The sequence below is a fragment of the Collinsella aerofaciens genome (assembly GCF_902501475.1).
Classification (GTDB): Bacteria; Actinomycetota; Coriobacteriia; order Coriobacteriales; family Coriobacteriaceae; genus Collinsella; species Collinsella aerofaciens_AL.
The window spans coordinates 72,697-93,154 of record NZ_CABWIF010000011.1; the positions used below are offsets into that span (position 1 = coordinate 72,697).

Consider the following 20,458-nt stretch of genomic DNA (forward strand, 5'->3'; position numbering starts at 1 on the left):
ACGTGCGGGCTAGCGAACAACGCGGACGGCAGGACCGCCCAGCTCCGCCTCGCACACGCGCCCGACGACGGCCGCGATGCGCCCCTCGGCATCCAGGCGACGCGCAAGCTCATCCACATCCTTCGCGGGCGCCGCAATAAGCAAACCACCCGAGGTCTGCGGATCGTACAGCGCGTCGAGCATGCCCAGCTCCAGGTCCTCTTCGGCAGCCACACGCGGGCCAAAGAAGTCCTGGTTGCGATAGGAGCCCGCGGGGATAATGCCCAAACGCGCCATGTCGAGCACCTGATCAAAGAGTGGCACCGCCCCCGACGCAAGCTCAACTTGCACGCCCGAGCCCTCGGCCATCTCGCACGTATGTCCGATCAAGCCAAAACCCGTAACATCGGTGCAGCCGTGCAGCTCAAGTCCCTCGGCCAGACGAATCGGTGCCTCGTTGAGGGTGCGCATCGATTCAAACATGGCTGCGGCCTCGTCCTGCTCGATGAGCTCGCCCTTAATGGCCGTGGTGATGATGCCCGAGCCGATCGCCTTGGTCAGCAGCAGAACATCGCCCACGCGCGCGCCGCTGTTGGCGAGCATACGGTCAAGCGCGACAAACCCGCTCACGGACAGGCCGTACTTGGGCTCGTCGTCGTTGATGGTGTGGCCGCCCGCGATGGAGCAGCCGGCCTCGACGCACTTGTCGGCGCCGCCCGCCAGAATTTCGCCGGCAACCTCAACTCCCAGGCAACTGGGAATGCACAGAAGGTTCATGGCATGGCTCGGCCGCCCGCCCATGGCGTAGATGTCCGACAGCGAATTTGCCGCGGCAATCTGGCCAAACAGAAACGGGTCGTCGACCATCGGTGGGAAGAAGTCGATGGACTGCACGAGCCCCAGGTTCTCCCCTACGCGGAAGACGCTCGCATCGTCGGAGGTATCGAACCCCACGAGCAGGTTGTCGTTATGCACATTGGGTAAATCACCCAGGACCTGGGCGAGGGCTCCGGGAGCCAACTTAGCGGCTCAACCGCTCGCGGCCGTCATGGACGTGAGCCTCATGGTGTCCTTAGCCATACGAACCCCCTTCCAACAAATCAACGACTTTAAGTATACGCCCCAGGCACGCTTCCCAAGAGACCGCCGACGGCTCGAACGTCGAAGGCGGTGCCGCAAGCGCCTGCACGATAGCATCTGCCAGTGCGCGCTCAAACAACGGAAGGTCGGCCGCCACGGGCGTGTCGACATCCGTCATACGCGGCGACGCCACCCACGTCACGGGAGCACCGGGAAGCATCGCCTCCATCCAGGGACGAACGCCGGGCAAATCGGTCGCCACAACTTTGCAGCCGCACGCGAGGGCCTCGATCGTCACGAGCGGCAGACCCTCGTAAAACGAAGGCAGCACAAAGACGTCGGAACTGCGGTAGGCATGCACGAGTCCATCGCTATCCAGGCGCCCCGCCAGCTTCACCGGCACATCCGAGGCCGCGGCCAAGCGCTCGATACGCGCGTACTCGGCATCGTCCCCGCGACCGCCCACAAGTACCAAGCCAGATGGGCGGACGTCATCGTCAATCGGCAATGACACGGCTCGAACCAACGACTCGACGCCCTTTTTAAAGCAAATCTTGCCCACGTACACAAGCGATCCCGGCTGCCTCGCCACGCTTGCGTCGCGGCAGAACACGCGATGGTCGTAGCCCGTCCCAATCACGTGGATGCGATCGGCATCGACGCCGCACACCAGGCCAATCTGCTCAGCCTGCTCAGCATGGAGCGCAAAGACAGCATCGAGCCGACGAACCGCACTTACGATGCGATCGCGCTCGAGCGTATGCGAACGCAGCTGGCGCAGGTCGGTCGAATGGCACACGGCAACAACCGGCACGCCCCGGACGCACTCGCGCGCCAATGCGGTCACCAGATACAGGTGATGGCAGAGCACCAGATCGGGCCGAAACTCAGCCACCGCCCGATCGATTGCTGCAGCAAATGCCCGCTCAAATGCCTTGAGCATCGAAGGCGTCAGGTCACGATAGCGCGTGGAGGGATAGGGCATGACATCGGACATACCGCAGATGGGGAACGGCAGCTCGGGCGACTCGAACGGTACGGCAAACACGGCAGTACGCCGGTCCAGCTCGCCTTGGGTATCACCCGGCGCCGCACCGCAAAGCACGGCGGCGCGATGCCCCGTCTCGATCTGCTCGCGCACAAGCGCGGCAAGGTAGGTGCCGCTGCCGGTGCTATCTGGTTTTTGTGCCGTGATATTGAGGATGCGCATGTCGCGGTACACCCCTAGGCCAAGGCGGCGGCGCGGACAGCCGCGCCGATCGCTCCGGCAAAGCGAGCCTGGGGCGAGGTGGTCACCGGCGACCCCAGTAGCTCGCCCAACCGCTCCACCACGAAGGCGTTCTCGCACAGGCCACCGGTCAGGTAGTACGGGGCGCCCGCGGCCTGCCCGGCCATGGTCGCCACGCGCGACACGACGCTCTCGATCACGCCGCGCGCAATGTTCTCACGCGGCTCGCCGCGACCGATTAGGCTGATGACCTCGCTTTCGGCAAACACCGTGCACATGCTGCTGATCTTGGTGGGCTCACCGGAACGCGCCAAGTCGGCCATCTGCTGTTGGGAAATACCCAGACGGTCGGCCATGATCTCCAAACAGGCGCACGGCACCGGTGCCGTGGCAGGTAATCTCGGTCACGACCTTGTGCGCATAGGGCACGGCGACACGGCCGTAGCCGGTCGCGATCACGCGCACGTCGTCGGCAGCCACGTCATAGCCAGCCGCTGCCAGTGCCTCGCGCAGCCGCTCGGAAGCATCGACCGAGGAGAACCCGGTTGGCTGCACGCACGTCCACGCCACCGAACCCTCCCCGTCGACCACAGCAGCCTTAGCCGCCGTAGACCCGATATCGATCCCGATCCCTATCATGGCTCTCTCCCAATCTAAACATCAAAGGTAGCGGCGCGTTCAGGCGCCTTAGCTCTAGGTTTCTCAGGTGCCGGAGATTGCCCCGAAAGAGGAGCGCAGCGTACTTTGGGTACGCAAGCGACGGTTTGAGGAGCAAGATCCGGTGCCTGAGGAAGCTAGAGGGTTTCGATGAAGGCGGCGATGCGCGTCTCGATCTGACCCATGTCGCCGTTGCTGTAATCGGTCTCGATCTTCATGTACGGAATACCCGCACCCTCGACAGCCTCCTGCATGCGGGCACTCTCCACGTTAAAGGTGTGGCACGCCTGGAGCACATTCTCGACCACGCCATCGACGTGATACTTCTCGCACATGGCCAGCGTGTTTTCCATACGACCGTCGTTGGGCGTCATGACCGAGCAGTTAATGTCGAGGTAGCGGTCGGCGATGGCGCGCAGGATGTCGGGAGCCTCTGGGTCGATCATCATGGCCGCCGTGCGCTCTCCCGAGCAGTCATCCATACACACGACCACACCGCCGTTGGACTCGATGGTGCGACCGATCTTGTTGATCACGCCGCCCACCGGGCAACCGGTGATCAGAATGCACTTGGCGTCCGCCGCAACCGGGCGCTCGCCCGTGTCGTAGGCCTCGCGCAGCTTGGCAACCTTTTGCTCCAGCTGCTGCGTATAGGCCTCGATATCAAAGCTGAACGTGCCGGCAAACATGGTGCTCATCAGGTCGACGCCGCTCATAGCCGCCGGCTGATTGGCCTGCAGTGCAAACATCTCGAGCTGGGCGGCACGCAGGCGGTTGCGACGACGGACGGCAGCGCGCAGGTCGTCATCGGTAATCGTGATGCCGTAGAAACCCTCGAGCTCCTCCTTGAGCAGGCGGCACTCCTCGTACCAGCCCTCGCGCTCGTAGGCGCGATCGCGACCCTGCGGAAGATGCAGAATGTGCGTGCGCTTGAGCTCGTTGAGCAGCTCGTACATCTTCTTCTTGCCGTCGCAGGTGGTCTCACCGATGATCATGTCGCTAAAGTACGTAAACGGGCACTTTTGCGAGTAGGCAAAACCGTAGGTCGACTTGATGAGCGGGCAGAGGTTTGCCGGCAGCACCTTCTCGGCCTCGGGAATCACCTCGTCGGATGTACCGCACAAGGCCACACTTGCAGCGCCCGCGGCATCGATAATCTCGAGCGGCGTATAGCTGCACAAAAAGCCAACCAGGCGATTACCCGCCTGCTTGTAATCCTTAACGCGAATAAACGCCGCCTTGCGCTGCTCGTTGAACTCCTCAAACGTGCGCGGCAACGGCGTTTGTTCGATTTCCTCCATGTGATTCTCCCCTCTTTGAAAATCTAAAATGACTTAACCCCGGGCTCGCGAAGAGCGATTAGAGCTGCCTTGGATCGAGCGCCTGCTGGAGCGTGTCTCCCAACACGTTGAAGCAGAGCACCGTAAGCAAGATAAAGAGCCCCGGCACGAGCGCGAGCACGGGACTGTAGAGAATGTACTGCTGAGCCCCCTGGAGCATGGAGCCCCACGAAGCCATGGGCAGCTGAACACCATAGCCCAAAAACGAGAGTGCGCTCTCATCGAGGATCGCGTTAGCCACCGCAAGGCTCGCGGCAACGATCACCTGAGGCAACAGGTTGGGCATGATGTAGCGCAGGATGATGCGCGCATGCCCCGCACCGAGTGCTCGCGCGGCATCCACGAAGTCGCGCTGCTTGAGCGTGAGCGTCTGCGCGCGGGTAACGCGCGCAACCGAGGTCCACGAGAAAAAGGCGAGCATAAACACCAGCGTCACGAGGTTGCGCGGCGCAAAGGCGTAGACCACGATGATAAACAGCAGGCTGGGAACCGAGAGGAACACGTCGACGATGCGCATCAGCACCGCATCGACCTTTCCGCCCGCGTACCCGGCAACAGATCCCACCAGGCACCCGATCACCACGGCCACGGCCATGGCGGCAAAGCCCACCAAAAGCGACACACGCCCGCCGTACAGGGCGCGGGTAAACGTATCGCGACCCAGGTCATCGGTTCCCAGCAGATGCTCGGCGCAGGGGCCCATCAGCTTGTCGGGCGAGAGCGCGTCGGGATCGTAGGGAGAGAGCGGTGCCAGCAGCGCGCCCAACACGATCACGCAGAGGATGACGGCGCAAACCGGGGCCAAGCGGTTCTTGGCCATGCGCTTGAAGAGTCCGGCCCTATTCATCGGAACCTCCGTCCAGGCGAATGCGCGGATCGACAACGGCGTAGAGAACGTCAGCAAGCAGGTTTCCGATCAAAAGGAGGCACGAGGCGAGCATCGTGATGCCCATGATCATGGTGTAGTCGCGGTTGTTGACGGCATCCATGCAGAGCACGCCCAGCCCGGGCCAGCCAAATACGCTCTCCACGATAAAAGAGCCCGTGACGAGCGTGCCAAAGTTCATACCCACCATGGTGATGAGCGGCAGAATCGAGTTGCGCAGCACATGGTGCGTGAGCACACGGCGGCGCGGGGTTCCCTGGGCCACGGCAACGGTGACGTACTCCTCGCGCATCTGCGAAATCACGCCCGCACGCAGGTAGCGCACAAAGGTGGCTGTGTTTCCCACCGAGAGCACGATCACGGGAAGGATAGCGTGGCGCGCCACATCGACGGGGTCGTTGACGCCGATGGTGCGCATGCCCGAGCTCGGCAGCACGCCCAGCACAAGCGCGAACAGGATGATCAGCATGATGCCAAACCAAAACGGGGGCACCGAGATGCCGATATAGGTCAAAAGGCTGATCACGTTATCGGGCAGCCGGTTTCTAAAATAGCCCGCGAGCAGACCCAACGGAATCGCGAGAGCCACCGAGAGAACGAGCGCGGCACCCATGAGCCCCACGGTGTTGGGCAGCCTGCTCAGGATCTGGTCCTTGACGGGCTGATGGTTGCTCGTGGAGAGACCCCAATCGCCCTGGAGCATCTTTCCCGCCCAGCTCACATAACGCTCGGCGATATTGCCCGAGAGACCCAACGAGTCCCTCATCGACTTCAACTGCTCATCGGAGAGCTTATGCGATGAGACCGAGGGGGACGTGTAAAGGTAGAGCGGGTCGCCCGGTGCAAAGTAGACGATCGAGAAGGCGAACATCGACACCAGGACAAAGACGAGCGCTGTCTGGGAGAGGCGTTTGAGCAGATACGATCTCATGGGTTCCTTTCATGCGCAAGGGGCACGGACGGCAAACGGCGCCCGCGCCCCCATCGAGCCCTATGTGGGCCGCAACCATATGAGGCTAATCGAACTTGATCTCGGTGTAGTCCTCGAAGATCGGCGTGGTCTGGCACGTATCGACGCCCTTGAGGTTGGAAGGCGCGGCAAAGCAGTAGTTAGGGTAGGCGATCGGGAAAACGAGGTTGGCATCGTGGGCCTTCTGCTGAAGGTCGGCGTAGATCTCCTCACGCTGCTTCTCGTCAACGGTACCGCGACCCTGGATAAAGAGGTCGAGGACCTCCTGCGGGGTATCCACGTTGATGCCCCAGGTGCCGTCGTACATGCCAACGACCACGTCGTCGGGATCGCCCGCGGAGGCGTAGCCGTTGAGATAGAGCTCGTAGTCGGCCTGATCGGTAAAGACGATGTCGAAGAAGCCGTTGGACTCCACGCCTTGGACGTCGACCGTCACGTCGATGGTCTTGAGCTGCTGCTGGATAACCTGAGCGGTCTCCTTCATGTAGGCACGGTCGGCGTTGAAGTAGAGCTTGACGGTCTTCCCCGCAAGACCGGAGCTCTCGGCGAGCTTCTTGGCCTTGTCCACGTCCTGTTTATACGCCTTGACGGAATCGCTGTGGTAGAGCGTGCGGTTGGAAAAGATGGAGTTGGCCACCACGGCAAGGTTCTCGCCGTAAACCGTGTCGACGATCTCCTGAACGTCGAGCGCGGCAAAGACGGCCGCCACGGCGTCCTTATCGCTCCAGGTCTCGCAGTACTTGTTCCAGGCAAGGTAGTTGACGCGGCCCTCGGGGATGGAGGTGAGCGTCACATCGCTGCTGTCGCGGTACTCCTTGGCCACCGTCTCGGTGGTAACGGGCAGCAAGTTGACTTCGCCGTTTTTGAAGGCGACCTGCTGAGCGCTAGCATCGCCGATCACCTTGAAGGTGAGCGTCTTGATGCTCGGGGCGCCCTTGTAGTAATCCTCGAAGGCTTCGAGAACGAGTGACTCGCCGTCCTTGAACTCCTTGAGCTTGTAGGGGCCGGAGCCTATATCGGTGAGGTTAGCCTTGGCGGACTTGATATCGGTGTTGCCGTCAAAGGCGTGCTTGGGGATCAGCACCAGATGGCCCAGAATCTCAAAGTATGAAGCGGAGACCACGGGAAGGGTGATCTTGACGGTCAGGTCGTCGACCTTCTCGTAGGTAACAGGATCCTCGCCCACAAAGACGCAGTTGGTGAAGCCGGCACCGTTGTCGGTCTCGGCGTTGCAGTCGAGCGTGAAGATCACGTCGTCGGCGGTGATGGCCTCGCCATCATGCCATTTGAGGCCGTCACGCAGCTTGAGCGTGTAGGTCTGTCCGTCGTCGGTGTCACAGCTCTCGGCAAGGTAGTAGCGTGTGTCGCCGTTATCGACGACATAGAGCTCGGTGGTAAAGCCCTTGAGCTCTAGGAAGCCCTCGGCCATGCTCTCAAGATCGCGGTTGAGCGAGGTCACCGTGGCGGAGACGGGAATCACGAGACCATCGGTCGCGCCCGCGTTACCCGCGGCGCTGCCGCTAGCAGAATTGGAGCCGCCGCAGCCCGTAAGGCCCAGTCCCGCCAGCACGCCTAGGGCTCCGGCGCCGGTCAGAAAGCTGCGACGGGAGATGCCCGCCTTGAAAAGGTCGTTGTTCATCGAAATCCTCTCTTGTTGAACAAACGTGCAGAAAACTATGCTCAGCCGACAGGCACTCTGCGGCACATCCGGGCACCCGTCGGCTCAGGACAACATAGTTCGAAGTCCTACCACGAAGGTAGGTAGGGCCTAAACCTAAATGGTTTCCAGAAACGCCTCAATACGGGTCTGGAGCTGGCCGGCATCCTCGCCGGCATAATCCGTGGTGATATGCATAAACGGAATGCCCGCCTCCTCGGCGGCCTTCTCCACGGCAAACGACTCCATCTCGTAGAGCGTGCAGAACTGCAGGGCCACGTCGACGATACCGTCGGCATGCAGGTCCTTGGCCATCTGGACAATGTCCTTCATACGCTGGTCGTTGGGCGTAAAGACAGCGCAGTTGATCTTAAAGTAGCGCTCGGCGATGGCATCGAGCATCTCATCGACCGTCTCGCCGGACTCGTCGACCAGATCCTTGTAGTAGCGCGAGCCCGTGCAGGACTCCTCGCCCACCACGACGCCGCCGGCCTTCTCGATGAGGTTGAACAGCTTCCAGTTGGGCACGGCCATGGGCGTGCCGGTGTACAGGATGCGCTTGGTCCCCTTGGGCGCCACGCCCTCGCCGGCCTCGACACGCTGCTCGCACTCAGCCGCCATATCGTTAATGGCTCCGGTCAGACGCGGCGTGTCGTCCATAAAGGCGGCCTGAACGGTCAGCAGGCTGTCGAGACCGCTGATGGGCGCCGGGTCGGCAGCGCGCGTGGCAGCGAGGCGCTGCAGGGCGCGACGCTTCTCATTGACAGCGTGGATGGCGGCCTTCAGACGCTCGGGCGTAATCTTGACGCCACACTCTTCCTCGATCTTGGCGGCGAGCTTCTTGACCTCGGCCTTCCAGATCACGAGCGTCGACTCGTCGTGCACGTTGGGAATATCCATGACGTACATGTTCTTTTGCGTGGCAAAGAACTCGTAGGCCTTCTTCTTGCCATCGCAGGTGTTCTCGCCGACTACCAAGTCGCTCGACTCGATGTAGGGGCAGACCTCGCCCAGCTTAAAGCCGGCAAAGCTCTTGATGAGCGGGCAAGTGTTGCGCGGCAAGTGCTCCTCGACTTTGTCGGTTGCCCAGTCGGCACCCGAGCACAGGCCCACGGGGATGCCGTCGCAGGCAAGCACGATCTCCTCGGGCACGTACACACAGAACGAACCGACGATCTTGGTGGCCTCGCCGGCCTCCTTCTTGTCGAGCATCTCCTTAATACGGCCGCTGTGGATGTTGGTGGCGACAAAATCCAGGTAGGACGTTGACTTGGGGCGATTGTTCTGCGTCAGGAACATATCGCCGTACATCTGACCCACGGCGTCCAGCAGCATGTCGTGGTCGGCAAGATTCATGCCGAGGCTCTCCCACATCGGATGGAAATCAAATTCTTCAGCCATGGCGGTTCCCCTCTCGAACCAAAAATGAATAGCTACGGTATTGCTGCACGGTGGGTGGCGAAAACCCAGCCGCGCTCAAACCCGGAATTTTGGGGAACCCGCTTTGCAGCTGATTATTTAGTTGTGCGTCGTCTCTCCCGGAGCCGTGAACATACCTGCTCATATGCGGCTCCGAGCCATATACAGGGCGCGCGCGGCAACGCGGCGAATGTATGTCGTCTGCGGCATGTGCGCACCCTCCTTTACAAGTTGAGGTCAACTATATCAACGGTCGTCGACCATGCGAACACCGTTGACATTCGTACGACAGCGTCGCGTGCCGTAGTTTAATAAATAATTATCTTTATTGATAAGAGTTTGTCATCCTTCATTCGGCGAACGGCAAGACAAAGCCGCCGAGGCCTATATCCCCGACGGCATTACCCGGCGCTATCGACAAACCAAATGGATCCTACTCGCATCGAAGTGCATGCGCAGGTTCTCGCCTGCTTGCGGCAGCTCGTCGACAGGCACGCCCACCTTGTTGACCTTCCACTGCAGACGCGTGGGCGCATCAGCGCGCGGCACGTCCAGCAATACCAGCCGCTCAAAGCGCGAATCGCTCACACGGGCCACATGCAAATCGTAGCTGTTACGGCCCCGCTCAACGCGATTATCAACATGGAAATAGCTTGCGCGAACGCCCAGGTACGCCACAGTATCGGGAACCGCGCGACCCACGTTAAAGGTCATGCCCCAGTCCAGGGCTTCAACTTCCTGAGACCCGATCTTGCGCGCCCGACTTGTGTTCTTGCAGCCCGTCAGGCGCAGCGCCGCCAGCGTTTGCGGACGACGGACCACATCATCGACGGAGCCGATCTCCTCGACATGTCCGTTATGCATCACGCAAATGCGCTCGCACAGGCGGCATGCCTCGTCAATATCGTGGCTCACGTAGAGCACGGTGCGGTTGCATACATCGAACAGGTCGAGCATGTTCTGTTCGAGGGCGCTCTTAAGATAGGAATCGAGTGCGCTCATGGGCTCGTCGAACATAAAGATGCCCGGGTGAGCCGCCACCATACGGGCAAGCGCCACACGTTGCTGCTGACCGCCCGAGAGGCGCGCGGGATAGCGGTCGGCAAAATCGGCTAGGCCAAAGATGCCCAGGTAGCGCTCGGCAAGTTTTTTACGCGCCGCGGCGTCGCCCGCGTCCTTTACGCCGGCACATACGTTATCGGCCACCGTCATGTTGGGAAACAGCTGATAGTTTTGGAACAGCAGGGCGCATTTGCGCTCCTGGGGCGACAGGTTGATGCCCGCCGCCGAGTCAAAAAAGGTCACGCCGTTGACGACGATCTTGCCCTCGTCGGGCGTCTCCACGCCGGCGATGCAGCGCAGCGTACAGCTCTTGCCGCAACCCGAGGCGCCCAGCAGTGCCACACGCTCCTCGCCGGCCTCAAGCTGCATGTCGAGCATAAACCCGGGATAGCACTTTTTGATATCCAGAACGAGTGACATGACCTATCGACCTCCCTGCGGCGCCGCATCATCGCGCATGAGCTCGGCCAGCGCCTCGCGATCGATACGCAGGGCGTCGCCGCCCACCGGGTCGAGCGAATCGCCCTGTCCGGCGAGCTCTTTGGCCTGCTTGCGCTTCGCACGCGAAAGGCCCCGCTCGCGATACTTTTGCGAATGCGCGGTGTACATGTTGATGAACAGGATGACCAGGAAACTAAACACAATCACAACGGCGACCCAAAAGAGGGCCACCGAGGTGTTGCCGCCCATCCACTCAAAGTAAATCGCAATCGGAATGGTCTGCGTAATGCCGGCGTAGTTGCCCGCAAAGAACAGGGTGCAGCCAAACTCGCCCATCGAGCGGGCAAAGGCGAGCACCGTGCCGGCGGCAATCGAGGGCCAGCCGAGCGGCATCATAAGTCTGGTAAAGATGCGGCGCTCGGACCATCCCAAGGTTCGCGCGGCGTCGAGCATCTGCGTGTCGAGGCTCTCAAAGGCACCGAGCGCCGTACGGTAGACCAAGGGAAACGACACCACCACGGCAGATATCACCGCCGCGGGCCACGTAAAGACGATTGAGACGCCGTGCGCGATAAGCCACCGACCGGCCCCGGTCGAGCGGCCAAACAGCATGAGGAGCAGGAAGCCGCAGACCGTGGGCGGCAGCACCATAGGAATCGTAAAGACCGAATCGAGCAGGCCCTTGATGCGACTCGAGGTACCCATAGTCTTCCACGCGGCGAACAGGCCCAGCGCAAAGGAGATCAGCAGGGCAAGACCGCTCGTTTTAATGGACACCCAAAACGGGCGATAGTCGATGTCGCCCAAAAAGGAAGCCAGAGAGGTCAAGGGCCCCTGCTCATCCCGCAACACGACAGACGATGCCTCTACCATTTGAGCGCTATCAAGCCAACGCGCGCCGCCCTTGGCATCACCCGAGGCTGATGCAATCACCACATAGCGGTCCCCATCCGCACCGCGCTCGTCAAAGCCATAGGTATACCCACCGGCATCAAACGTAGTTTCCTCCGTGACATACCAAGGAAGATCCACGTCCCCCAGCTGCGCACCTCCCATGCAGTTTGCGCTGTCGAGCTCACAGACGAGGGCCTTGAGACCCGATACGCACTCGTTGTCCTGCGGATCCAATCCATACTTCTCGACCGCCTTGGGCGACATCCACGCCACAACGCGATCGGCAGCGGGCGCCACTACAAGGTCCACGTCCTCGTCAACGGGAAAGCGGTAGCCCTCAGGCTGGCCCTCCATGGCACGAGCGGTCCCCTTGGCCAACCGCTCAAAACCCTCAATCCCATAGGAAAGCCCATGAGCGGTCGCAGCATCCTGGGCCCCGTCCTCAGCGTCCCCAGCAAATGCAAATCCCGGCACCCAGCAAAGCGCGAAGGTCAAAGCACAGGCGACAAACATGCGGAATCTATTAAGCACGAAAAGCTCCAAGAGAATACAAGGACGGAGTGAAACACAAAACGATGGAATTATCGCGCCAAGCCGCACTACGCGGAAAGCTCAAAGCCGTACTTAGCCCAAATCTTCTGAGCCTTCTTGTTGGTCAGACAGAAGTCGATGAACGCCTTGGCCTCGTCGGCATGCTCAGAGCTATCGGCGACAGCACCGGGATACACGATGGGCTTGTGCGAGTCCTCGGGGCACACAAAGGCCTCCTCGATGCCATCGTAGCGGAAGATATCGGAGCTGTAGACAAAACCTGCCACGCAGTCGCCCGTAGAGACGTAGGCCGCAGCGGTGCCGACCTTGTCGGCCAGGGCCACCTTGTCAGCGAGCTCGGGTGCATACTCGCCGTCGTCGCCCTCGGTGCCAGTGTAGAGGCCCACGGAGGCCAGGGCCTGGTTGGCGTACTTGCCGGCGGGAACGGTCTTGGCGTCGCCAATGGCGATCTTGCCGTCCAGATTCGCGACGTCGGCGATGGCCTCGACCTTGGTGTCGGAGCCCTCGGCGCGAATAATCACGAGGTCGTTGACGAACATATCCTCACGGGTGCCGGCGTCGACGAGCTCGGCAGCTTCGGCGTCGTCCATGGTGCCCTTGGAGGCTGTGATGAGCACGTCGACGGCGGCACCGGCGCGCATCTGCTCGACGAGGTCGCCGGAGGCCTTAAACTGCGTGTCGGCAAACGTGGTACCGGTCTGGTCAGTGTAGAGCTCCTGAACCTCGGGCAGAGCCTTCTCGAGGGAGTTGGCGGCAAAGACCTGCAGCTCAATAGCCTTCTTCTTAGAGGAAGACTTGGCGGAGCCGGCATCGGAACCGGCGGGCTCGGACGTCTTGTTGCCCGAGCAGCCAGCAAGGCCAAGGCCGGCGGCAGCGGCAGCAGAAAGCGAGACGAAACCGCGGCGTGAAACCATATCGAACATATTCAACCCTTTCGGATCTTGTGCCCGGGTACCCCACCGCGGGCTTTAATCTGCAATCAGATTATACTTCTGCGCGAATAATGATAGTGAGAAATTATTCTCGTCAGAGAATATAGTTTCGAATTACCGCGCACCTCGGCGTCGCTTCGGCGGAAAACAAAGGCGGAGCAGCCGTTCAGGTCGCCCCGCCGCAGGTAAACCGCTTAGTTGGTATGTCCGCCGCCCGCTGTCATCTGAGCCGCATGCTCCAGCTGGTCTGCTATGGCCTCCCAGCTTTCGCGGGCGGCCTTCGTAGAACCGGGAAAGTTTACGACAAGTGTATGACCTCGTTGCATGCAAATAGCACGCGAGAGCATGGCGCGGCGCGTCTTGGTCATCGAATACGCGCGGATTGCCTCTGCAATACCCGGCACATCGCGGTCGCAGACGGAACGCGTCGCCTCGGGCGTAACATCGCGCATCGAAAGCCCCGTGCCGCCGCAGGTGAGCACGACATTGGCGTGGCACTCATCGGCGGCTTCCACAATGGCATCACCGATCTCGCTGACGTCGTCGCGTACGACCACGTGTGAGGAGACCGTCCAGCCCTGTGCCTCGATAAGTTCCTCGAGTGCGGCTCCAGCCTCGTCCTGGGCAAGATCGCGCGTATCCGAGCACGTCACAATCGAAATCTTCAGCTCCATAACATTCCTCCTATAGCACCGTGCCCTCAGGCAGGTCGACACGCACGACATCCACCACGTCGCCCGCCTTGAGCTCGCACGGACCTTCGTCAATACGCAGCAGGCAGTTGGCCCGCTGCATTGTGCCGAGCAGCGCCGAATTCTGCGTCTTGGCCTCGGTCACCAACAACTCACCGGTCTCGGGGTCGCGCAAAACCGTGGCGCGATCGAAGAAGCGGCGATGCTGTCGCTTTTTCACGCCGTGTGTGAGCGTCGCCTGTTGCACGGGACGCGCACCCTCGGCAAAGCCGCGCATCTTGCGGATCGCCGGGCGGGCGAGCATCTCAAAGCCCACATACGCCGCGGCCGGGTTGCCCGAAAGCCCCAGGTAGGGCTTACCCCCGAGCAAGCCAAACGTGATGGCCTTGCCGGGGCGCATCGAGATGCGGTCAAACAGTACCTCGCCCTCGCGCCGGACGAGCGCCGTCACGAAATCGTAATCGCCCGCCGAGGCGCCACCGCTCGTAATGACAAAATCGCACTCTCGCGTGGCGCGATGTACCAGCTCGGCAATCGCCTGCTCATCATCGGGCGCGATGCCGTAGAACACGGGCTCGGCGCCGGCATCGAGTGCCTCGGCCATCAGCGCCGAGGAGTTGGAATCGCGAATCTGACCACGCGCCGGCACCTTACTCGGTGCGACCAGTTCCGTGCCCAGCGAGATGATGCCCACACGCGGGGCAGCGTGCATCTTCACGCTCGCGTATCCGGCGCTCGCCAGCAGACCCGCGCCGGCCGGAGCCACAACCTCGCCAGCGCGCATCACGACGTCGCCGGCATGGGCTTCCTCAGCAGCCGAGCGAACGTTCTCCCCTACCTTAGCCGGCGCCGAGAAGCGAACGTGCGAGCCCTCGTTGCCATCGCCGTCGAGCACATCGACGATCTCGTATTTCACCACGGCGTCGGCACCTTCGGGCACCGGCGCGCCTGTCATAATGCGGACCGCCTCGCCCGCGCCGATAGCGCCCTCAAACACATGGCCCGCGGCCTCGTGTCCGATAACGTCGAGCGTCACCGGCGCCTCGCCAGATGCCTGCGCCAAGTCCGCCGAGCGCACGGCATATCCGTCCATAGCGCTGTTGGCAAACGGCGAGATGTCGATATCGGCCACCGCGTCCTCGGCCAAGGGAAGACCGGCGGCCTGCCACACGGGAATCTCAACGAGATCGGTCGGAGCAACGTGCGACAGGACAATCGACTGTGCGTCATCCAGCGGAATGAGTTTCTCTGCCATATGCACCTCTTAATGTCACGGCGCACAACAGGGGCGCCGATTCTTTATGCTTGTCTCAGTATAATCCCCCGACGCACGACCGCGACTCGGCCTGTACCCGCAAATACACCTGTCGGTTGTAGGCCGCGAAACAGAATGGAAACCAACCCACCGGCTCGTCGCGTTTACCGCGTTTTATAATGCTTGCGTTGCAACCTAAAAGAGGAACGTATGGCTCATAACGACAAAACCGAAAGCGCAAACGAAACGCAGGATCATTCCCAGCCGCTCGACGATGGCGGCTTTTTCTCCCTGAACGACGTCATCACGGCAGGCAGGCATCAACTTACCCGCTCCGAGCATCTCTTGGCTGCCGACACGCGCCGCAACGCCCGCAACCTACTCGCGAGCGCCAAGTTGCTCGCGCTCGTCGTCATTGTCTCGCTCGCCATGGGCGTTGCCGCTTGGGCGTTTTTGGCCTCGCTGAATATCGCCACCGACTATCGCGAGCACCATGCGTGGATTTACGCACTGCTTCCCGTTGTGGGCGTTGCCACCGCATGGGTGTACAAAAACCACGGTCTTGCCGCCAAACGCGGTAACAACCTGGTCATTGACTCCGCTCTGGGCACACGCCTCATCCATATGCGCATGGCCGTCCTCACCTTCGTCTGCTCCACGCTCACGCACCTAACGGGTGGATCGGCCGGTCGCGAGGGAGCCGCGGTTCAGATTGGCGGCACCATCGCCAGCAACATCTCGAGCCTCGCCCACCTCAAAAAGCATGACCACCACGACCTCATGCTCGCCGGCATCTCGTCGGCCTTTGGCGCCGCCTTTGGCGCCGTATTCGGCTCGCCCCTTGCCGGGGCTTTCTTTGGCATGGAGATGTGCTTTATCGGCAAGATCGACTACACCGCGGGCATCTACTGCCTGGTCGCCTCGTTTACCGGCTACTTTACATCACTCGCCCTGGGTACCGAGTACGAGGCGAATGTTATCGCCAGCGTTCCCAACATGACACCACGGACGGTTGTCATCGTTGTTATCAGCGCCATTATCTTCGGTCTGACGGCACGCCTCTTTGCCTGGTCAGTTCGAACCGTCAAGAGCCTGTACGGTCGCTTTATCACCAATTACCTCGTTCGCGCACTCATAGGCGCACTCGTGGTTTTGGCCGCCTATGCCCTTCTCGACGCCTGGGACTACGCCGGCCTTTCCACGTGGCTTTCCGGCGCCGGATTTGCCGGCAACACCACCCTGGCAGACGCAGCCATCAAGTTGGTCGTCACAGCGCTTACCCTGGGTGCGGGCTTCCAAGGCGGCGAGGTCACGCCCCTGTTTGGCATCGGTGCGGCGCTCGGCGGCTGGATCGGTTGCCTCGTCGGAATCGACCCCAGTTTTCTGGCGGCTCTCGGCATGCTCGGCGTGTTCTGTGCCGGCCTCAACGTGCCCATCACCACCTGCATGATGGCCATCGACCTGTTCCACGGCACGGCAGCCGGGTTCTTTGTCATCGTGGCCTTTATCAGCTACCTAACTGCCGGACACCGCGGCGTGTACCCCGCCCAGCGCATCATCTCGCCCAAGCGCCGTTCGCTTATTGTGGATGAGGGCGGTACGGTAGCGGATGCTATCGAGCGCCACAACGACCTGATAGAGTAGACGTAAGTATTCGACGTGCAGCCACAATCGGGGGCAATTCGACCTGAGCGCGACCGCACCGTCACGTCATACGCCGGGAGTCGCCCCATGCACGCAACTGATTTTGGCCGCACGCTCATCATCGCCAACCCAGCCGCCCAGTCGGGTGCGGCGCACGAAGTTGCCGAGCGCCTGCAACGCTTTTTGGACATGACTGCACGCACATCCCAGTTTGACTTGGTGCTAACCGAGCGCATGGGACACGCCAAGGAGCTGGCCGCACAGGCCCAGGGCTATCGCACCGTTATCGCCCTTGGCGGCGACGGCGTAATCCACGAGGTCGTCAACGGGCTTATGACGCAAAAGGAGGACGCCCGCCCCGCTCTTGCCGTCCTGCCCGTAGGCTCCGGCAATGATTTTGCCCAAACACTCGGCATCGACGATTTCTCCGGTAAGGATTTTGGCGCGCTGCTCACCTGCGAGCTGCAGCGCCAGGACATCGGGCGCATTCGCTCATGGAACCCCGCAAGCGGTAGCGGCGAGGCTTCCGTTGAGTACTACGACCAGACGCTTTCGATCGGCATCGATGCCGCCATCGGCCTGGGCACCACCGAGCTGCGCAAAAAGACGGGCCTCGCCGGCGCTCCGCTCTACACCCTATCGGGACTTGAGCAGTTTGGTCTGCGCTATCGCAACTACCCCATGACAGTCAGCTTTGACGGGACGCCCGCCGAGCGCGTGAGGACGATCATCATGGCGATTCAGCTGGGTCCTACCTATGGCTCGGGCTATCGCATCTGCCCCGATGCCGACCCCTGCGACGGCATACTCGACGTCTGCTACGCCTGCGGCCCCGTCCCTCGCGCGGTTGCCCTGCCTATGTTTCTTTCGGCCAAGGACGGCCACCATACCAAGTTGCCGCCGGTTCGCATGCGCCGCTGCCACCATGTCGAGCTCACCTTTGAGGAGCCCAACTATCCCATCCAGGCCGACGGCGAGCCCATCGTCGCCTCGCGCATCGAGGTCGACATCCTTGCCGGCGCCCTCCACGTCTGGCACCCCACCCGCTAACCCCACCTAAGTTGCGGTGAAATAGGGACTGTATATGCATCTAAAGCCGCAAAACAGTCCCTATTTCACCGCAACTTATGAGGAGGCTATTCGTCGCTGCACGGCTTGCGACGGTTGGCCTTTTTAATGGCGTTGAAGTGCTTGTCATTGAGCCTGCGCTGGCGAGATCGCAGAGGCACCTTGGTCTTTACGCGTCGGCGCGGTGGACGCCCGCGACGCTCAAGCTCAGCGAGCAGCTTGCGCAGGCAGCTCGCGCGATTCTGAAACTGGCTGCGGCTCTCACGCGCCGTCACGGTAATCCCCGAAGGGATATGTTTCATGCGTACCGCCGAGTCCGTCGTGTTCACGCCCTGTCCGCCCGGACCCGTCGCGCGAAACACCTGCACCTCGCAATCGCGCGCCAACTCCTCGACCGACATCTCGGCATAGCGCGCATACTCGCGCCATCCCATCTTGTTCTCATCCATATCAACACCTCCCCTCATACAAAAAAATGTGACAAAGGGACAGTCCCTTTGTCACATCGCACACCAATCGCTTGTGCTGCGCGCCTAGGCGAACGTAATCTCGCCGTTCTCGCAGTCCATTTCGGCGATACGGGCCAGGCTCTCAACGCGGAAGCCGCGCTTGCGGAGCTTATCGCCGCCGCCCTGGAAGCCCTTCTCAACGGCGATGCCAATGCCGGCAACTTCGGCGCCCGCAGCCTCGCAGATCTTGATAAGGCCCTCGAGCGCGCAGCCGTTGGCCAGGAAGTCGTCGATAATCAGGACTTTGTCGCCCTCGGACAGGAAGCGCTTGCCAACGATGACCGGGTACTCCTTCTGCTTGGTAAAGGAGTAGATGGTCGTGGCATACTGCTCGCCGTCGAGGTTGATGGACTGCGCCTTCTTGGCAAAGACCACCGGCACGCCGCCAAAATGCTGGGCCGCGATGCAAGCCATTCCAATGCCCGAAGCCTCGATAGTCAGGATCTTATTGATCTCGACACCCTCGAACAGACGGGCCCACTCGGCGCCCATGTGGTCGAACAGCTCAACGTCGCACTGGTGGTTGAGGAAGGCATCAACCTTAAGGACGTTACCGGCCTTTACGATGCCGTCATGGCGAATACGATCCTCAAGCTCCTGCATGGCGCAACCCCTTCTCGCGGCAACGATACCGCGCGATTAATAAACGTTGTTCGATAGTCTACCACGGACCGACCCCCGCCCGCCCCACAAGCCGCATCGCACCACAAACCAGTCTTTTTGGGACAGCGCGAATCGTGGCAGACAGCCTCCCAACACGCTAATGGCGGGCGTGCATCTTCACCAAACGCACCATGGCAAGCGCAAAGCCCACGGCGGCCACAACCATAAGCACGTAGAACACCGAGCGAAAGCCGAATAGGAATACATCCGGACGACCTGCAACAAAACTGGTCACGGCCTCGCCCATTGCCACGCTCATCTGCCCATACAGGATATGCGACGCCGCCGTAATGCCGAGCGCCATGCCGGCGTAGCGTGCCAAACTGCCCAAGCTGCCCGCAAAGCCGAGTGCTTCGCGCGGAGCCGAGCCCATATCCAGCGAGTTATTGGGGCTCTGGAAAATCGACGTACCGCACGACATAAACGCAACGCAGCACACGATCACAGGGATAGAAGAGCGCTCGTCGAGCGTGCTTACCGCAAAGAGACCGCACACGTACACGCCCAGGCCAACCGCCGTAGGACCCTCGCAGCCAACACGGTCCGAAACCGTTCCCGAAAGCGGACCGATAAAGGCATTCACCATCGGCAGCGCCAAAAAGAGCAATCCGGAAATGTCGGAACCAAACCCATGCGCGTCCTGAAAATAGAACGGCAGGATAAACTCGGATGCACCAATACCAACGAACACGATGAGCATGCAGGCAAGGTTGATAGTGAAGGCCGAATTTGCAAAGCAGCGACGAGCGGCCTCGATCAGGGACATGGGGCGCTCGCCGGCCTCCGGCTTAACATGCGGCAGCGTGTAGAGCCCCACGATAAACGAGATCACGCCAATGGGCAGGTTGATGAGGAAGATGCTCTCCCAGGGAAAGCTTGCCACCAGCATGCCGCCGAGCACGGGGCCACACATCATGCCGAGGGCCACGAAGGTCGCGAGAATACCCATGGCACGGCCTCGTTCGCGCGCCGGAAACGACTCGGTGATGATACCCATGTTGTTAGCCATGGCCGCCGCGCAACCGACGCCCTGAACAATGCGTGCCAGGATAAGAACTTCGAGCGAGGCCGAAAGGCCGCACAGCAGCGAACCGACCGAAAAGACGATGACGCCCAGCTGGAACACATTCACCTTGCCGCGCACGTCGCCCAGACGGCCAAACGGCAACATAGCCACGCAAGTCGCAAGCAGATACACCGAGCTTACCAGCTGAATGCGATCGAGGCCCACACCGAGCTCCTTTTGCATCACGGGCAGCGCCACGGTCACGATGGTCGAATCCAGACACACCATAAACGTCATGATGAGCACGGTAAACAGAATCGCCCACTTGTTCTTGCCATGGGTGTCGCCCTCTAGGGCAATGTGCTCGCGGCGCAGCTGCTCTGCGGTTTTCTCCATATCCATCCTTTCGAGTGGCACAACGCAAAAACGGGGCCCCGATCGCCTGCGAACAGTCGCGATTGGGGTCCCGCCTACGGAATCGGAACGAAAGGTCGCCGAAGCTTTCTGCCAGCATCGGCGCCTTA

Annotated in this window: 17 protein-coding genes and 1 pseudogene; 2 read left to right on the plus strand and 16 right to left on the minus strand. The window is 61.2% G+C overall.

Annotation, left to right across the window (positions count from 1 at the left end; translation table 11 throughout):
* Window positions 1-9: 9 nt before the first annotated feature.
* From selD to GDJ93_RS03250, 13 genes and pseudogenes are all read right to left on the minus strand, one after another.
* Window positions 10-1,059, minus strand: a complete 1,050-nt coding sequence (gene selD, locus GDJ93_RS03190; protein WP_152067718.1) for a selenide, water dikinase SelD — start codon at window positions 1,057-1,059, stop codon at window positions 10-12.
* Window positions 1,052-2,269 (minus strand): glycosyltransferase family 4 protein, encoded by a 1,218-nt coding sequence (locus GDJ93_RS03195; protein ID WP_152067719.1) that lies wholly within the window; start codon window positions 2,267-2,269, stop codon window positions 1,052-1,054. The genes selD and GDJ93_RS03195 overlap by 8 nt, the downstream gene beginning before the upstream one ends.
* A 14-nt stretch (window positions 2,270-2,283) precedes the next feature.
* Window positions 2,284-2,926 (minus strand): annotated as a pseudogene (locus GDJ93_RS10195) (BadF/BadG/BcrA/BcrD ATPase family protein).
* Between the two features lie 155 nt (window positions 2,927-3,081).
* The gene (locus tag GDJ93_RS03205; protein WP_152067720.1) at window positions 3,082-4,245 is read right to left on the minus strand and encodes a double-cubane-cluster-containing anaerobic reductase; all 1,164 of its coding nucleotides are present in this window, start codon (window positions 4,243-4,245) and stop codon (window positions 3,082-3,084) included.
* Window positions 4,246-4,303: 58 nt separating this feature from the next.
* On the minus strand, window positions 4,304-5,131 hold the full coding sequence (locus GDJ93_RS03210; protein WP_152067721.1) for an ABC transporter permease: 828 nt from the start codon (window positions 5,129-5,131) through the stop codon (window positions 4,304-4,306).
* Window positions 5,124-6,101: an ABC transporter permease gene (locus GDJ93_RS03215; protein ID WP_152067722.1), complete on the minus strand. Its 978-nt coding sequence runs from the start codon at window positions 6,099-6,101 to the stop codon at window positions 5,124-5,126. Before GDJ93_RS03215 ends, GDJ93_RS03210 begins: the two co-directional genes overlap by 8 nt.
* An 85-nt stretch (window positions 6,102-6,186) precedes the next feature.
* Window positions 6,187-7,779 (minus strand): ABC transporter substrate-binding protein, encoded by a 1,593-nt coding sequence (locus GDJ93_RS03220; RefSeq protein ID WP_152067723.1) that lies wholly within the window; start codon window positions 7,777-7,779, stop codon window positions 6,187-6,189.
* A 135-nt stretch (window positions 7,780-7,914) separates the two neighbouring features.
* The gene (locus GDJ93_RS03225) at window positions 7,915-9,198 is read right to left on the minus strand and encodes a double-cubane-cluster-containing anaerobic reductase (protein WP_152067724.1); all 1,284 of its coding nucleotides are present in this window, start codon (window positions 9,196-9,198) and stop codon (window positions 7,915-7,917) included.
* A gap of 429 nt (window positions 9,199-9,627) precedes the next feature.
* Window positions 9,628-10,698, minus strand: coding sequence for a sulfate/molybdate ABC transporter ATP-binding protein (locus GDJ93_RS03230; protein WP_152067725.1), 1,071 nt, complete (start codon window positions 10,696-10,698; stop codon window positions 9,628-9,630).
* A gap of 3 nt (window positions 10,699-10,701) precedes the next feature.
* Complete coding sequence (modB, locus tag GDJ93_RS03235) at window positions 10,702-12,144, minus strand: molybdate ABC transporter permease subunit (protein WP_226812439.1); 1,443 nt, start codon at window positions 12,142-12,144, stop codon at window positions 10,702-10,704.
* Window positions 12,145-12,212: 68 nt separating this feature from the next.
* The gene (modA, locus tag GDJ93_RS03240; RefSeq protein ID WP_152067726.1) at window positions 12,213-13,088 is read right to left on the minus strand and encodes a molybdate ABC transporter substrate-binding protein; all 876 of its coding nucleotides are present in this window, start codon (window positions 13,086-13,088) and stop codon (window positions 12,213-12,215) included.
* Window positions 13,089-13,291: 203 nt separating this feature from the next.
* Window positions 13,292-13,771 (minus strand): MogA/MoaB family molybdenum cofactor biosynthesis protein, encoded by a 480-nt coding sequence (locus GDJ93_RS03245; RefSeq protein ID WP_152067727.1) that lies wholly within the window; start codon window positions 13,769-13,771, stop codon window positions 13,292-13,294.
* A gap of 10 nt (window positions 13,772-13,781) precedes the next feature.
* Window positions 13,782-15,044 (minus strand): molybdopterin molybdotransferase MoeA, encoded by a 1,263-nt coding sequence (locus GDJ93_RS03250; RefSeq protein WP_152067728.1) that lies wholly within the window; start codon window positions 15,042-15,044, stop codon window positions 13,782-13,784.
* Between the two features lie 210 nt (window positions 15,045-15,254).
* Between GDJ93_RS03250 and GDJ93_RS03255 the strand changes: the two genes are divergently transcribed.
* Together GDJ93_RS03255 and GDJ93_RS03260 are read left to right on the plus strand one after the other, a co-directional pair.
* Window positions 15,255-16,688, plus strand: a complete 1,434-nt coding sequence (locus GDJ93_RS03255) for a chloride channel protein (RefSeq protein WP_193221428.1) — start codon at window positions 15,255-15,257, stop codon at window positions 16,686-16,688.
* A gap of 87 nt (window positions 16,689-16,775) precedes the next feature.
* On the plus strand, window positions 16,776-17,738 hold the full coding sequence (locus GDJ93_RS03260) for a diacylglycerol/lipid kinase family protein (protein ID WP_152067729.1): 963 nt from the start codon (window positions 16,776-16,778) through the stop codon (window positions 17,736-17,738).
* A gap of 86 nt (window positions 17,739-17,824) precedes the next feature.
* Here GDJ93_RS03260 and GDJ93_RS03265 read toward each other — a convergent pair whose 3' ends face one another.
* From GDJ93_RS03265 to GDJ93_RS03275, 3 genes are all read right to left on the minus strand, one after another.
* Window positions 17,825-18,205, minus strand: a complete 381-nt coding sequence (locus GDJ93_RS03265) for a peptide chain release factor family protein (protein WP_370739706.1) — start codon at window positions 18,203-18,205, stop codon at window positions 17,825-17,827.
* An 84-nt stretch (window positions 18,206-18,289) separates the two neighbouring features.
* Entirely contained in the window at window positions 18,290-18,868 is a 579-nt protein-coding gene (locus tag GDJ93_RS03270) for a xanthine phosphoribosyltransferase (RefSeq protein ID WP_152067730.1), read from the minus strand.
* A 157-nt stretch (window positions 18,869-19,025) separates the two neighbouring features.
* Entirely contained in the window at window positions 19,026-20,330 is a 1,305-nt protein-coding gene (locus tag GDJ93_RS03275) for an MFS transporter (protein ID WP_152067731.1), read from the minus strand.
* Between the last annotated feature and the right edge of the window lie 128 nt (window positions 20,331-20,458).

What these genes read in the sequence shown, in the direction of transcription:
- GDJ93_RS03220 (WP_152067723.1), bottom strand. Translation starts at nt 7,779, where the DNA reads ATGAACAACGACCTTTTCAAGGCGGGCATCTCCCGTCGCAGCTTTCTG.
- GDJ93_RS03250 (WP_152067728.1), bottom strand. Translation starts at nt 15,044, where the DNA reads ATGGCAGAGAAACTCATTCCGCTGGATGACGCACAGTCGATTGTCCTG.
- GDJ93_RS03270 (WP_152067730.1), bottom strand. Translation starts at nt 18,868, where the DNA reads ATGCAGGAGCTTGAGGATCGTATTCGCCATGACGGCATCGTAAAGGCC.
- GDJ93_RS03275 (WP_152067731.1), bottom strand. Translation starts at nt 20,330, where the DNA reads ATGGAGAAAACCGCAGAGCAGCTGCGCCGCGAGCACATTGCCCTAGAG.
- GDJ93_RS03230 (WP_152067725.1), bottom strand. Translation starts at nt 10,698, where the DNA reads ATGTCACTCGTTCTGGATATCAAAAAGTGCTATCCCGGGTTTATGCTC.
- GDJ93_RS03205 (WP_152067720.1), bottom strand. Translation starts at nt 4,245, where the DNA reads ATGGAGGAAATCGAACAAACGCCGTTGCCGCGCACGTTTGAGGAGTTC.
- modA (WP_152067726.1), bottom strand. Translation starts at nt 13,088, where the DNA reads ATGTTCGATATGGTTTCACGCCGCGGTTTCGTCTCGCTTTCTGCTGCC.
- GDJ93_RS03245 (WP_152067727.1), bottom strand. Translation starts at nt 13,771, where the DNA reads ATGGAGCTGAAGATTTCGATTGTGACGTGCTCGGATACGCGCGATCTT.
- GDJ93_RS03215 (WP_152067722.1), bottom strand. Translation starts at nt 6,101, where the DNA reads ATGAGATCGTATCTGCTCAAACGCCTCTCCCAGACAGCGCTCGTCTTT.
- GDJ93_RS03265 (WP_370739706.1), bottom strand. Translation starts at nt 18,205, where the DNA reads ATGGATGAGAACAAGATGGGATGGCGCGAGTATGCGCGCTATGCCGAG.
- GDJ93_RS03260 (WP_152067729.1), top strand. Translation starts at nt 16,776, where the DNA reads ATGCACGCAACTGATTTTGGCCGCACGCTCATCATCGCCAACCCAGCC.
- GDJ93_RS03195 (WP_152067719.1), bottom strand. Translation starts at nt 2,269, where the DNA reads ATGCGCATCCTCAATATCACGGCACAAAAACCAGATAGCACCGGCAGC.
- GDJ93_RS03255 (WP_193221428.1), top strand. Translation starts at nt 15,255, where the DNA reads ATGGCTCATAACGACAAAACCGAAAGCGCAAACGAAACGCAGGATCAT.
- GDJ93_RS03210 (WP_152067721.1), bottom strand. Translation starts at nt 5,131, where the DNA reads ATGAATAGGGCCGGACTCTTCAAGCGCATGGCCAAGAACCGCTTGGCC.
- GDJ93_RS03225 (WP_152067724.1), bottom strand. Translation starts at nt 9,198, where the DNA reads ATGGCTGAAGAATTTGATTTCCATCCGATGTGGGAGAGCCTCGGCATG.